General features: G+C 58.0%; 13 protein-coding genes. 9 read left to right on the plus strand and 4 right to left on the minus strand.

Features of this window, described 5'->3' with window-relative positions; translation table 11 throughout:
- Window position 1: 1 nt before the first annotated feature.
- Complete coding sequence (locus tag Q5H93_RS05515; protein WP_305005500.1) at window positions 2-367, minus strand: hypothetical protein; 366 nt, start codon at window positions 365-367, stop codon at window positions 2-4.
- A gap of 132 nt (window positions 368-499) precedes the next feature.
- Here Q5H93_RS05515 and Q5H93_RS05520 point away from each other — a divergent pair, with 132 nt between their 5' ends.
- From Q5H93_RS05520 to Q5H93_RS05550, 7 genes are all read left to right on the plus strand, one after another.
- Window positions 500-1090, plus strand: coding sequence for a nucleotide exchange factor GrpE (locus Q5H93_RS05520; RefSeq protein ID WP_305005501.1), 591 nt, complete (start codon window positions 500-502; stop codon window positions 1088-1090).
- A 129-nt stretch (window positions 1091-1219) separates the two neighbouring features.
- Window positions 1220-2359 (plus strand): molecular chaperone DnaJ, encoded by a 1140-nt coding sequence (dnaJ, locus tag Q5H93_RS05525; RefSeq protein WP_305005502.1) that lies wholly within the window; start codon window positions 1220-1222, stop codon window positions 2357-2359.
- 198 nt (window positions 2360-2557) lie between these two features.
- Window positions 2558-3505, plus strand: coding sequence for an ABC transporter ATP-binding protein (locus Q5H93_RS05530; protein ID WP_305005503.1), 948 nt, complete (start codon window positions 2558-2560; stop codon window positions 3503-3505).
- 6 nt (window positions 3506-3511) lie between these two features.
- Entirely contained in the window at window positions 3512-4885 is a 1374-nt protein-coding gene (locus tag Q5H93_RS05535) for an ABC transporter permease (RefSeq protein ID WP_305005504.1), read from the plus strand.
- 18 nt (window positions 4886-4903) lie between these two features.
- Window positions 4904-5371, plus strand: coding sequence for a hypothetical protein (locus Q5H93_RS05540; RefSeq protein WP_305005505.1), 468 nt, complete (start codon window positions 4904-4906; stop codon window positions 5369-5371).
- Window positions 5372-5416: 45 nt separating this feature from the next.
- A complete protein-coding gene (locus Q5H93_RS05545; RefSeq protein ID WP_305005506.1) occupies window positions 5417-6301 on the plus strand; it encodes a ChaN family lipoprotein in 885 nt (294 codons plus the stop codon).
- A 5-nt stretch (window positions 6302-6306) separates the two neighbouring features.
- Entirely contained in the window at window positions 6307-6768 is a 462-nt protein-coding gene (locus tag Q5H93_RS05550; RefSeq protein ID WP_305005507.1) for a hypothetical protein, read from the plus strand.
- Between the two features lie 75 nt (window positions 6769-6843).
- Here the strand turns inward: Q5H93_RS05550 and Q5H93_RS05555 are convergent, their stop codons facing one another.
- Window positions 6844-7191 (minus strand): HesB/IscA family protein, encoded by a 348-nt coding sequence (locus Q5H93_RS05555; RefSeq protein ID WP_305005508.1) that lies wholly within the window; start codon window positions 7189-7191, stop codon window positions 6844-6846.
- Window positions 7192-7388: 197 nt separating this feature from the next.
- Here Q5H93_RS05555 and Q5H93_RS05560 point away from each other — a divergent pair, with 197 nt between their 5' ends.
- Together Q5H93_RS05560 and Q5H93_RS05565 are read left to right on the plus strand one after the other, a co-directional pair.
- Complete coding sequence (locus Q5H93_RS05560) at window positions 7389-7925, plus strand: DUF7935 family protein (protein ID WP_305005509.1); 537 nt, start codon at window positions 7389-7391, stop codon at window positions 7923-7925.
- 56 nt (window positions 7926-7981) lie between these two features.
- A complete protein-coding gene (locus Q5H93_RS05565) occupies window positions 7982-8515 on the plus strand; it encodes a 5' nucleotidase, NT5C type (RefSeq protein ID WP_305005510.1) in 534 nt (177 codons plus the stop codon).
- An 87-nt stretch (window positions 8516-8602) separates the two neighbouring features.
- Here the strand turns inward: Q5H93_RS05565 and bshA are convergent, their stop codons facing one another.
- On the minus strand, window positions 8603-9739 hold the full coding sequence (gene bshA, locus Q5H93_RS05570; RefSeq protein WP_305005511.1) for an N-acetyl-alpha-D-glucosaminyl L-malate synthase BshA: 1137 nt from the start codon (window positions 9737-9739) through the stop codon (window positions 8603-8605).
- A gap of 84 nt (window positions 9740-9823) precedes the next feature.
- On the minus strand, window positions 9824-12814 hold the full coding sequence (locus Q5H93_RS05575) for a serine hydrolase domain-containing protein (RefSeq protein WP_305005512.1): 2991 nt from the start codon (window positions 12812-12814) through the stop codon (window positions 9824-9826).
- Window positions 12815-12852: the final 38 nt, after the last annotated feature.

The raw sequence follows: 12852 nt of genomic DNA on the forward strand, positions 1-12852 counted from the left end.
CTTATTGCTCAATTCTGGAAATAAATAGTTCTGTTGTAGAGCGGCTGTAATCGTCTTTGATGTGCCCAGCTTCCTGAATTATTTGGAATGCACTGTTTTTATGTAGTTGCAGGAACTGCAAACCTGCTTCGGTCAGCCAATACTCGCTGAATTGTGACGCTCCGTCATCGTTTGTGTCTAAGAGCTCAATTTGGACAAGGTATTTGACCGAATCAAAGCTGATGATACCAAATAACCTAGACAGCCAACGAACGAGCTGGTAGCTATTAGCGGGCTCGTAGTTGTTAGCGGATTCATTATAAACTGATTCCTGATGCACTATGAGCAATACACACAGTTTTTGGGCAAGACTGATATTTGTGGCCATCCGGTAAAACTAATGGGAAAACTGCTTGTGCCAACTTGTCACCCCCGCCGCCTTTGGCCCACTCCTTGCGCCCGCGCTTTTGATAACCGGTGAAACCCCGTGAAAAACCCCTTCCGACGACTATTTACCAACATGGCTGACGAACAAAACCTGCCCCAGGACGACAACCTGTCTGCTGACTCCGCCCACACGGCTGGCGAAATGGCCGACGCCGACGGCGAAAACACCGACCCCGGCGCGGCCGCCGATGCCAGCGCCTCGGCCCAGCCCGAAGCCGCCGGCACCCGCGCCGAAGCCGAGCTGGCCGACCTGAAAGACAAATACCTGCGCCTGGCCGCCGAATTTGAGAACTACAAGCGCCGCACCACCAAGGAGCGCATCGACCTCTTCAAAACCGCCAACCAGGAGTTGATGGTGGCTCTGCTGCCCGTGCTCGACGACTTTGACCGTGCCCGCAATGCCACCGCCACCACCACCGATGCCAACGCCGTGCGCGAAAGCATCGACATCATTCAAACCAAGCTGAACAAAACTCTGCAGCAAAAGGGTTTGACGGCCATGGAAGCCAAAGGTGGCGACTTCGATGCCGAGTTGCACGAAGCCATCACCCAGATTCCGGCTCCGAGCGACGACCTGAAAGGGAAAATCGTGGACGAGGTGGAGAAGGGCTACTACTTGGGTGATAAGGTGATTCGTCACGCGAAAGTGGTGCTGGGCCAGTAGCTGTCATGCTGAGGAACGAAGCATCTACTCACGGCGGCGTTTTGACTCAGGCAAATTCCTTTTAAAAGATTAAATCAAGCAGCGCGAGCGGGATAAGTTGTTTCGCTTCGCTCAACATGACAGTTAGTTATGGCAACCGTAAAGCGCGATTATTACGAAGTATTGGGTGTGGCGAAAAATGCGGAGGGCGACGTAATTAAGTCGGCTTACCGTAAGATGGCCATTAAATACCATCCCGATAAAAACCCCGACGACCCCACGGCTGAGGACAAATTCAAGGAAGCGGCCGAGGCCTATGAGGTGCTTAGCAATGCCGACAAGCGGGCGCGCTACGACCGGTTTGGCCACCAGGCCAGTGGCGGTGGCGGCGGCCAGCCCAACATGGAGGATATTTTCTCGCAGTTCGGCGACATTTTTGGCGGCGGGGGCTTCGGTGATTTCTTCGGGGGCGGCGGGCAGCGCGGCGGCCGGCGGCAGCGCAAGGGCTCGAACCTGCGCATCAAACTGAAGCTTGATTTAGAGGAAGTTGCCAACGGCGTTGAGAAGAAAATCAAGGTGAAGCGCTACGTGGCCTGCCAGCCCTGCAGCGGCACCGGCGCCAAAAACGGCACCGAGCTCAAAACCTGCGCCACCTGCCAGGGCAGCGGCCAGACCAAGCGCGTGGTAAATACCATGCTGGGCCAGATGGTGAGCGCCAGCACCTGCCCCACCTGCAACGGCGAAGGCCAGACCGTGACCGCCACCTGCGAAGTCTGCAAAGGCGACGGCCGCCAGTTGCATGAGGAAGTAATTCCCATCAACATTCCCGCCGGCGTGGCCAACGATATGCAGCTGAGCATGAACGGCAAAGGCAACTACCCCGAGCGCGGCGGCGTGCCCGGCGACCTGCTCATCCAGATTGAGGAGGAGCCGCACGAATTCCTGAAGCGCGACGGCAACAACGTGATGTTCGAGCAGTACATCTCGTTCGTGGATGCCGCCCTGGGCGCCAGCCTGGAGGTGCCGACTATCGAGGGCAAGGTAAAAATCAAGGTGGACCCCGGCACCCAGCCGGGCAAAATTCTGCGCCTGCGCGGCAAAGGCATCAAAGACCTGAACGGCTACGGCCGGGGCGACCAGCTCATCCACCTCAACGTGTGGACGCCCAAGAACGTGAGCAGCCAGGAGCGCGAGCTGCTGGAGAAGCTGCGCAATTCGGATAATTTCACGCCGCACCCCGGCAAGAATGAGAAAGGCTTCTTCGAGAAAGTGAAGGAGTATTTCCAGTAAGAACGACGTGGTAGCACGAATTCCGCGTAGCGGTTCGTACTACCACTCTGACGTCTGTGCAATAGTAACAACGACCAAGTGGTAGTACGAACCCCTACGGGGAATTCGTACTACCACTCCGACGAAAAGCCCGCTTCACGAAAGTTGAGCGGGCTTTTTGTTGCTTTGCGGAAAGTTTCTTCCTTTTACCCTACTCCTGTGATTCTCGAAGCCATTGACGTGCGCAAGGCCTACGCCGCCCACGTTGCCCTCGACGGCGTGAGCCTCGCCATTCCCGAGCAAAGCATTTTCGGTCTGCTCGGGCCCAATGGCGCGGGCAAAACCTCGCTCATTCGCATCATCACGCAGATTACGGGCGCTGACTCGGGCGAAATCCGCTTCCGCGGGCAGCGGCTGGCGCCGGAGCACGCCACTGAAGTGGGCTATTTGCCCGAGGAGCGCGGGCTGTATAAGAAGATGAAAGTGGGCGAGCAGCTCATCTACCTGGCCCGCCTGCGCGGCCTGAGCCGGGCCGATGCCATGCTGCGCATCAAGGACTGGCTGGAGCGCTTCGACATCAAGGCTTGGGCCGAGAAAAACGTGGAAGACCTCAGCAAGGGTATGCAGCAGAAGGTGCAATTCATTGCTACCGTGCTGCACGAGCCCAAGCTGATTATTCTGGACGAGCCCTTTTCGGGCTTCGACCCGATTAATGCCAACATGCTGAAAGACGAGATTTTACGGCTGAAGCAGGAGGGTGCCACCATCATTTTCTCCACGCACCGCATGGAGTCGGTGGAGGAATTGTGCGACCACATTGCCCTAATCAACCGCTCGCGCAAGGTGCTGGATGGGCCGGTGAAGCTGATTCGCAACCAGTTCCGCTCGAACACTTACGAATTGGAAGGCCGCAGCAATAATAAGTTCATCGTGATGCATCCCGACTTCGAGGTGCTGGAACACCTGGAGCTGGAGAACGGCCATTTCCGCGACCGCATCAAGCTGCACGACGGGGTGAATTCCAACGATTTGCTGCGCTATGCCATCGGACAGGCCGAAATCCACGCCTTCCGCGAAGTCATTCCCAGCATCAACGACATCTTCATCCGACGCGTGCGCGAAACGATGCCCGAAAGCCTGCTTGAAACCGCTAACGCCCTCTTGTAAACCGCTATGGCTTCCAAATTCTTCCTCGTTGCCCAGCGCGAATACCTGACGCGGGTGCGCAAAAAAGCCTTTATTGTGCTCACGCTGGCCGTGCCGCTGCTCATCGCGGCATTCGGGTTTTTCATGGTCAAAATCGTGCAGTCGGACGACGACAACACCGACGTGGTGGAGGTGCGCGACGAAAGCGGGCTTGGGCTGGCCGCCCGGTTGGTGAGCACGCCGCAGCTGCAATTTGTGCCCAGCAATGTGCCGCTGGCGCAGGGCAAAAAAGCCTTCCAAAAAGCCGAGCACGCCGGGCTGCTGTACCTGCCCGCCGGGCTCAACCCCGATGAACCGACCGGGGTGCAGTTTTTCGGCAAGGGCAACATCAGCCTGCGCAAGCAGGTTTCGGTGGAAAGTGCTTTAAATAAGGCTTTTTCGGAGTTGAAGATGCAGAAGTCCGGCCTGACGGAAGAGCAGCTCAACCGCCTGAAAGCGAAGGTTGACTTGCAGGCCGTGAGCCTGGACGAAACCGGCAAGGAGGAAGACAGCAACGCCTTGGTTACTTCGGGTTTGTCGTACGGTTTGGCCCTGCTTATCTACTTGTTTATCTTCATCTACGGCGTGCAAATTATGCGTGGAATCGGGGAGGAGAAATCCAGCCGCATCATGGAAGTGATGCTGTCGTCAGTGAAGCCATTTGACCTGATGATGGGCAAAATCATTGGTATTGCGGCGGTAGGGCTGACGCAGTTCCTGCTGTGGGGGATTTTATCAACCGGTGCCACTTCCGTCATTTCTTCGCTCGCCACCGATACCAACAACCCCAAGACTGAGATGGCCGCTACCGCTAGCCGCTCGACCGATGCAGCGGAGCAGAATGCAGGTGAGCGTTTTGATAAGCAAATAGATAAGGTGGGCGAGCAAGCTCCCGGTGGCGCCATCTCCAAAGCCTTCGCCTCGCTGGGCAAGCTGCCGATTGGCATCATCCTGTTCGGCTTTATCGTGTACTTCCTGGGCGGCTACCTGCTCTACGGGGCGCTGTTCGGCGCTATCGGCGCGGCCGTGGACGACCAGACCGATACCCAACAATTCATGTTTCCGGTGACGGCGCCGCTGGTGCTGAGCTACATCGTGAGTATCACGGTTATTCTGCGTAATCCCGACGGGCCGCTGGCGTTCTGGATGTCGATAATTCCCTTCACCTCGCCCATTGCGATGGTGGTGCGGCTGCCGTTTGGGGTACCACTGTGGCAGCTGGGCTTGTCGATTGCGTTGCTCATTGCCGGCTTTATCGGCACGGTGTGGCTGGCAGCGCGCATCTACCGCGTGGGCATTCTCATGTACGGCAAGAAGGTGACGTACCGCGAGATGAGCAAGTGGATGTTTTACAAAGGCTAGTATTTTTGCCGGATGAAAATGCTACATCGTTTGGCGTGGCTGCTGTTGCTGGCCCTGCCTCTGCTGAGTTTAAAATGCGATGACGACGACGTTATCAAGCCGCCGCAGTTTGAGGTGACTATCCGGGTGACTGGCACCGACCTTTATGGACTGGGGGCTGAGCTGACCGTCACTTCAACGCGTAATATATTGAATCCAAGCGCTGGCCCGGCGCTAACGGAGAGTTTTCCAACCAGCATCAGCCAGACCTATCCGCTGGGCACTTTCGGCCTGCAGGATAGGGTGGAGGCCAGCGTGGCCTTCCGCAACGTGACGTGCAACAGTACTCTGCGCCCCGCCAGCAACAGCAAGCTACTGGTAGAGGTATTGGCCAACGGCCTCGTCGTAGGCCGCGCTGAGCTGACGCCGACAAGCAGCGGCAGCAGCTTCGTGTGCAGCCCCTACTGGCTAAGTACCACCGTGGGCGAGGGCGACGACTGGGATTAGTCGCGCTCCAGGCGTTGCCAGCGGCGGTATCTTCGTCTTATGTTGATGCCCCGTCAGTTCCTGCTGCTGTTTGCCTGCTACGCCCTGCTGGCCTTCGTCCCTGTCGCCGACCGGCCGGCCTACCGCCTCTTCACCGCCGCCGGCAAACCGGCCGACTACGACCAGATGCTAGCCGAGCTGGCGCAGGCCGACGTGGTTTTCTTTGGCGAGCAACACAACGACGCCCTTGGCCACTGGCTGGAATTGCAGGTGCTCAAAGACCTGACGAAGCTCAAAAAGCCCGGCCAACTGGTGCTGGGCCTCGAAATGTTTGAGCGCGACGTGCAGCCGTTGGTGGCGCAGTATGCCGCCGGCACCCTGCCCGACACAGCTTTTGAGCGCCAGGCCCGCCCCTGGCCCAACTACGCCACCGACTACAAGCCGCTGCTGCAGTTTGCCCGTGAGCAGCATATCAACATTGTCGGTACCAATACGCCACGCCCTTATGCCCGGCAGGTGGCGCGCGGCAGCCTCACCGCACTAAACCAGCTGCCTGCCGCTGAAAAAGCGCTACTGGCCCCATTGCCGCTGCAAGTGAATACCGAATGGCCCGGCTACAAGAAGATGGCTGCTATGTTCGGCACCGATGCCAGCACCCACGGCAGCGGCGCGCAGCCCATCATCCAGGCCCAGGCGCTGAAGGATGCCACCATGGCGCATTTTATCCGCAACAGTGTAGCGTCCGGTCAGACGCTGCTCCATATCAATGGCTCCTATCATTCCGATAACCACGATGGTATTGTGGGGTATTTGCGGCAAAACGCCCCGGCTTTGCGCGTGCGGACCCTAAGTGTGGTATCGCAGGAAAGCCTGAAACAGCTGGCGAAAGACAATCAGAAGCTGGCCGATTTCGTAGTGGTGATTCCGGAGGATATGGCTAAAACGTACTGATAGTGATGTTCTACGCCTTTGAAACCCCGGAGTTCGGCCTTGATGAGAATGGCTTGCACCGCTTGCGCAGCCGGTTCGCATTCGAGACAATTCCTTATCCGCACCTGCAACAAGCGGTGGTTAAACGTGGAAAATCGGTGCAAAACTGGGTTTTGCTGCTCATTGTCGGCATCTGCTGCCTGACAATTGCGGTGTTCATTGCTTACCGGATACTCGACTTTCTGTTCGGCGATGCGCCTACTAATCTGCGAATTGAAATCCACGAGGTAGCCATCCCTGTTTTTCCCGCTTTTATTGGCGTGAGTGCTATCTGGCAAGCCTTAAAAGAGACGGATATCCTGGAAGTAAAGACGGGCAGACGGCGCATTGTGCTGCCCTTGGATAAGCTCCGGCCTGTGGGCCAGCTAAGAGAATTGCAACAATACCTGCTGGCCAGAACTGGCGCTGCTACAAGCAGCCGCGGATAAAAAAACACCCCGCCATTGCGGCTGGCGCGATGACGGGGTGAATTTACCGGGTGGCGTGATAACGCCAGTAAATAATTAGGCCGAGAACGACGAGCCGCAGCCGCAGGTGCTTTTGGCCTGGGGGTTGTTGAACACGAAGCCGCGGGCGTTGAGGCCATCCTGGAAGTCGACTTCCATGCCCAACACGTACATGGCGTGCTTCTTATCCATTACCAGGGTCAGGCCGTCGAGGTCGAAGGTTTCGTCCTGCTCCTTGGCTTTGTCGAAGCCTAACAGGTAGCTCATGCCCGAGCAGCCGCCGCCCTGCACACCAATGCGCAAGCCGTAATCAGTCGGAACATTTTTTTCAGCAATGATATTTTTGACCTCTACCACGGCGCGCGGGGTGAGGCTAATGGGAGCGATTTTGGTGGCCGTTGCCATAACAGCGGGAATAAGGTGAATAATGGGGTACTACAAAGATACGGCCGCCGTTGTTGTGCGGCGGTCCGGAACCTTGGGGGCTAAACAGCGCTTGGGGGCCGGCGGTTCACGGCGTAAGTTTGCGCCCCGTGCGGCAAGACTTCGCTGGCCGCACCACTTTTCTGTTCTCTAAACGGCTAGCGGAAGCTACCCTTACCATGGATTCGAACGCCTATATTTTCGACCTGCTTAAAATCGTGCTGCCTGCTCTCGTAGTGGCCGGCGCCATCTATCTGCTCTTCCAACGCTTTCTGGAACAGGAGCAGCAGCGCCGCCTGGTCGAGCTACGCCTCAAAAATGCCGACACCACGCTGCCCCTGCGCCTGCAGGCCTACGAGCGCATCGTGCTGCTGCTGGAGCGCATTTCGCCCAACAACATCCTGGTGCGCCTGAGCAGCGCGGGCCAGACGGCTCAGGAGTACCACCGCCTGCTGCAGCACGAAATCCGGGCCGAGTTTGAGCACAACATCTCGCAGCAGCTCTACGTATCGCCCGATGCCTGGGCGGCGGTGAAAGAAGCCAAGGAAACCGTGCTGACCATGATTAACCACGCCTACCACAACCTGCAAAACCCCACCCAAACCCGGGGTACCGAGCTGGCCAAGCGCGTGCTGGAAGGCATGATGACCGACGCCGCCGACCCCGTCGATAACGCCCTGCTGGTGGTGAAGCAGGAAGCCCTACGGCTGTTTTAATTATTCCATAATTCGGCCACAGTCAACTTCAGCTGTGAGTTGCTGGTTGTAGGGGCATGACGAATAAAAAAAGACTGGCGGTCGACATGGATGAGGTTATTGCCGATTCCATCGCCCGCTTTCAGGAGTGGTACGGCCGCGACTTTCAGCTGGAGTTGAGCCGCGAATCACTCCGCGGCCGCCCCGCGGCCGATGCCGTGGCGCCCGAACATCAGGCCGCCCTGCGCGAATACCCGAACGCCGAAGGCTTTTTCCGCGACCTACCCATCATCGCCGATAGCCAGGAAGTCCTGTTCGAGCTTTCCAAAAAGTACGAGCTGTTTATCGCCACCGCCGCTATGGAGTTTCCCAACTCATTTGTGGACAAGTATAACTGGCTGCAGCAGCACTTCCCCTTCATTCACTGGCGCAACTTCGTTTTCTGCGGCGACAAGAGCATCCTCAACGCCGACTTCCTCATCGACGACAACGCCTATAATTTTGACGGCTTTCACGGTGAAGGCTTGCTCTTCGATGCGCCGCATAATGCCCACGAAACGCGCTACCGTCGCGTACATAGCTGGCGGGAGGTAGGAGAAATACTGTTATAAGTGAGTTAAAAGTTGAGAGTTAAAAGTGAAAAACCCTGACGCTTGCTTAAGGTCAGGGTTTTTCACTTTTAACTCTCAACTTTTAACTCACTTTTCCTGCAAGCTGGTTGCTACTGCCTTTTGGTAGCACTCTTCGTACAGCGGCACAATCCGGTCCACGGCAAACTCCTCGGCCCGCGCCCGCGCCGCCTCCTTGAAGCGCGGCAGGTTTTCATCGCTAAGCACGAAAAGGGAGTTTTCTACCATGTCGGCCACGTCGCCGATGTCGCTCAGCATGCCGGTTACACCGTGCGTATTCAGCTCCGGGATACCGCCGGCGTTGGTGCTCACTACCGGCACTTCGCAGGCCATAGCTTCGAGCGCGGCCAGGCCGAAGCTTTCGTTCTCGGAGGGCATTAGGAATAAGTCGCTCACGCTTAGAACTTCTTCCACCGCTTCGAGCTTGCCCAGAAAGCGAATATCGCGCTGGCAGTCGAGGTCGCGGGCCAGCTTTTCCATGCGCGAGCGGTCGGGGCCGTCGCCCACGAGCAGCAGCTTGGCTGGGATTACTTTGCGCACTCCGCAAAAGATGCGCAGCACATCTTCGACTCGCTTCACCGTGCGGAAATTGCTGGTGTGGATGAGCAGCTTCTCGCCTTCGGGCGCAATGGCGGCGCGGAAATGGCTTTTGTCCTGCTTTTTAAAGCGCTTCAGGTCGATGAAGTTCGGGATGACCTGAATGTCTTTCTCGATGGCAAAATACTCGTAGGTTTCGCGCCGCAAATCGGCCGAAACAGTCGTCACCCCGTCGCTCTGGTTGATACTGAACGTAACCACCGGCTCATAGCTGGCATCCTTGCCCACGAGGGTAATATCGGTGCCGTGCAGGGTGGTAACAACCGGAATGTTGATGCCCCGCGAGCGCAGAATCTGCTTCGCCAGGAAAGCTGCCGAGGCGTGCGGAATGGCGTAGTGAACATGCAGCACATCAAGGTTTTCATTCTGTGCAATGTCCACCATTTTGCTGGCCAGCGCCGACTCGTAGGGCGGAAACTGGAAGAGCGGGTAGGTGGGCACGTACACCTCGTGGTAGAAGAGGTTTTCGTTGAAAAAGTCGAGCCGCACCGGCTGGCTGTAGGTGATGAAGTGGACGCGGTGACCACGCTGGGCCAGGGCCTTACCCAACTCGGTGGCTACCACGCCGGAGCCGCCAAAAGTAGGGTAACAAACGATGCCGATGTTCATAAATTGACTAACGCGAAAAGCAGCTTCGCGTTGGCCTAACCGGAAAGAGGGCGGGATGTTGCGCCGGCAACGGTTTTCTCGCAATCAGCCTTTGCTGGTCGCCATTGCCTTGTAAATAACCTCGTGAATACGGGTACGGATATTATACTGCCGCAGCTTGTTATTTCCCGCATCGGGATACACCCGGTTCGAGAGGAAAATGTAGAGGATGTTGTTCTCCGGGTCCATCCACACGCAGGTGCCGGTGAAACCGGTGTGTCCGAAGGTGCTGGCCGGCGAGAGGTTGCTGGTGGGACCTTCGGGCTTGCTGGGGTCGCCGTGGTCCCAGCCGAGGCCGCGGCGACCGGCTTGGGTGCGGGCGAATTCGCTCACTACCGGGGTTTTGAAAAAGGTATTGCCGCCGTACTGGCCGTTTTGCAGGTTCATCTGCATGAGCACGGCCAAGTCGTTGGCCGTAGCGAAAAGACCCGCGTGCCCACCTACGCCGCCGACCAGTGCCGCCGTCTGGTCATGCACCGACCCTTGCAGCAATTCGCGGCGGAAGTAAGTGTCTTTTTCGGTGGGCGCGATGCAGCTTTTGGGGAAGCGCTGCAAGGGGTTATAGGTCATGCTGCCTAACCCTAGTGGACGATAGAACGTGCGGGTCAGGAAGCCATCAATAGACTCATTGAGCAGCTTCTCACTCAGGCGCTTCATGATGATAAAGCTCAGGTCGGAGTATTCTACCGGGTACTTGCCCTTGATTTTGGGCATCAGGCTGGAGCGCATCGTCCAGGCCCAGACGGAGTCGTCGGCGGCTTTGGTGCTGTATTCGCCGGGCACTACTTCGTTGGGGAAGTCATCGGAGCGAATGCTGGCGTAGAAGGTGGGCTTCAGGCCGTTGCTGGTGATGGTGCGCTCCCAGGTGGGGATGCCGGGTTTGAGCCCGGCCTGGTGCAGCAGCACGTCGCGCACGGTCATTTCGCGCTTGTTGGTGCGGGCCAACTCAGGCAGGTAGGTGGCTACTTTCTCGTCGAGGCTGAGGCGCCCCTGGTCCTTGAGCCACATCACGGCCTGCAGAGTGCCGGCTACCTTCGTTACCGAGGCCAGGTCGTATAAGGTGCTGCTGGTCACGGGCTGCGATTGGTCGTAGGTGCAGTAGCCGTAACTCTGGTCGAACACGACGGTACCGTTTTTGGCCACCAGCACCTGGCAGCCGGGAGCGGCGGCGTAGGTCTGGCTTTCGAGAGCAATATTGTCAATCTGGGCTAGCGTGCGCGAGTCCAGCCCTTGGCTTTCAGGCGCGGCGTAACGCAGGCGGTTTAGCGAGGGTGTGGCGATGCCGGTGCCGACGGGTAGCATGGGCGACACCGTGACGGGCAGCTTGCCCCGCCCCGGCAGCGCTCCAAACAGCACCTGCGGCACCACAATCTGGGCCGCGTAATGGTCTTCATAGCCACATACCAAGGTGCGGGCGCTTTCCAGGTACTTGAGGGCGTAGGCGTTGCCCATCGCCACCACTACCGTTTTGTAGCTCTTGTTGGCCTGCAGCCGTTTTAGGAAGTTCAGCGCCCCTTCGCCCAGTCCGTATTCGTGAGCCGGCGTGTTGTTCATCTGGTGTAAACTTACTACCACCACATTAGCATTGCCGAGGCGGCCCAGGATGCGGGTGAACGTGCTGTCGTCGGCGTAGCGGTTAGCTACCGCAAACGCCTGGCCCGCTTGGTATTTGCCGAAAATCGTAGCATACGGCCCCTCAGCCTGCGTACCGACGGTGACCGTAGCAATGCGCAAAGTATCAAGCCGCTGGAAGGGGAGGAGCTTGTCGTCGTTCTTCACCACCGTCACGGCGTGCTCAAAAATGCGCTGGGCCAGCACTCGCGTATTAGGCCGGTTGAGGCTGTCGCGCAAGGTGGCCAGCACGGCCGGCTTTTGCTCCGCCAACCCTGCCCAATATTTAGCGCGCAGGATTTTCTTCACTCGCAGGTCCAAATCTTCCTGCTGCAGCTTGCCCGCCGTCACAGCCTCGCGAATGCGGGTCAGCGCCGAGGGCACATCTTCTGAGAAGAGCAGCACGTCGTTGCCGGCCGCCAGGGCCATGGCGTCGAGCTCGCCGTCCTTGTAGAGCTTGCTCACGCTCTTCATGTTGAGCGCATCAGTGAAAACCAGGCCTTTAAAGCCCATTTTCTCTTTTAGCAGGCCTGTTACCAGGTTGCGCGAGAGCGTGGTGGTCTGCGCGTGGGTTGTATCAAACAGCGGCATGTAGAGGTGAGCCACCATCACGCCCATCACGCCCGCTTCGAATGACTTTTCGAAAGGAAATAAGTCCACTTTCATCAGCCGGGCCAAGTCGGTATTAATGACTGGCAGGGCGACGTGCGAATCGGTGTCAGTATCGCCGTGGCCGGGGAAGTGCTTAGCCACGGCCATGATGCGGCCGTCCTGCAAGCCCTTGATATACTGCACGCCCAATTGGGCCACTCGCTCCTGGTTTTCGCCGAACGAACGGTTGCCGATAACCGGGTTGCCGGGGTTGGAATTGACATCGATAACCGGCGCGAAGCTGATGTGCACGCCCAGGGCGCGCATTTTCTGGGCAATCTGCTGGCCCATCTGGTACACCAGCTGCGGGTCGTCCATGGCGCCCAGGGTCATCTGCTTGGCAAAGTGGGCCGAGGAGTCGAGACGCATGTCGAGGCCCCACTCGGCATCCATGGCAATGAGCAGCGGCACTTTGGCGGCGGCTTGCAGCCGGTTGGTCATCAGGGCCTGGCGCTTGGGGCCGCCCTGCAGAAACATCACGCCGCCAATACCTTGGTTACGCACCAGCCGCTCGATGCGGTCGGCGTGGGCTTTCTCCTTATTCGAATACGCCGCTACCATAAACAGCTGGCCGAGACGCTGCTCGGGCGTCATGGAGTTGAACACGCTGTCGACCCAGGCCATTTCGATGGGGGCGTGCGGCAGCGGGTCGGCCGGGAGTTTGGTGGGCTTGGAAAATGCCAGCAACAGCCCTGCTACCCCCAACAGCACGGCCCCGAGGCCAAACCGAAAATACGTGCGAATCAGCCCAGTGGGGTTGCGGAGGGAATTCAAAGGAAGAACAGGGGCCGGCAGGCCGTACTTTTGTCGTG

This window comes from Hymenobacter aranciens (genome assembly GCF_030580865.1).
Taxonomy (GTDB): Bacteria; Bacteroidota; Bacteroidia; order Cytophagales; family Hymenobacteraceae; genus Hymenobacter; species Hymenobacter aranciens.

Bases quoted from the DNA above. Each gene is read 5' to 3' on its own strand.
- Q5H93_RS05535 (WP_305005504.1), top strand. From the start codon at position 3,512: ATGGCTTCCAAATTCTTCCTCGTTGCCCAGCGCGAATACCTGACGCGG.
- Q5H93_RS05565 (WP_305005510.1), top strand. From the start codon at position 7,982: ATGACGAATAAAAAAAGACTGGCGGTCGACATGGATGAGGTTATTGCC.
- bshA (WP_305005511.1), bottom strand. From the start codon at position 9,739: ATGAACATCGGCATCGTTTGTTACCCTACTTTTGGCGGCTCCGGCGTG.
- dnaJ (WP_305005502.1), top strand. From the start codon at position 1,220: ATGGCAACCGTAAAGCGCGATTATTACGAAGTATTGGGTGTGGCGAAA.
- Q5H93_RS05520 (WP_305005501.1), top strand. From the start codon at position 500: ATGGCTGACGAACAAAACCTGCCCCAGGACGACAACCTGTCTGCTGAC.
- Q5H93_RS05515 (WP_305005500.1), bottom strand. From the start codon at position 367: ATGGCCACAAATATCAGTCTTGCCCAAAAACTGTGTGTATTGCTCATA.
- Q5H93_RS05545 (WP_305005506.1), top strand. From the start codon at position 5,417: ATGCCCCGTCAGTTCCTGCTGCTGTTTGCCTGCTACGCCCTGCTGGCC.
- Q5H93_RS05555 (WP_305005508.1), bottom strand. From the start codon at position 7,191: ATGGCAACGGCCACCAAAATCGCTCCCATTAGCCTCACCCCGCGCGCC.
- Q5H93_RS05550 (WP_305005507.1), top strand. From the start codon at position 6,307: ATGTTCTACGCCTTTGAAACCCCGGAGTTCGGCCTTGATGAGAATGGC.
- Q5H93_RS05540 (WP_305005505.1), top strand. From the start codon at position 4,904: ATGCTACATCGTTTGGCGTGGCTGCTGTTGCTGGCCCTGCCTCTGCTG.
- Q5H93_RS05560 (WP_305005509.1), top strand. From the start codon at position 7,389: ATGGATTCGAACGCCTATATTTTCGACCTGCTTAAAATCGTGCTGCCT.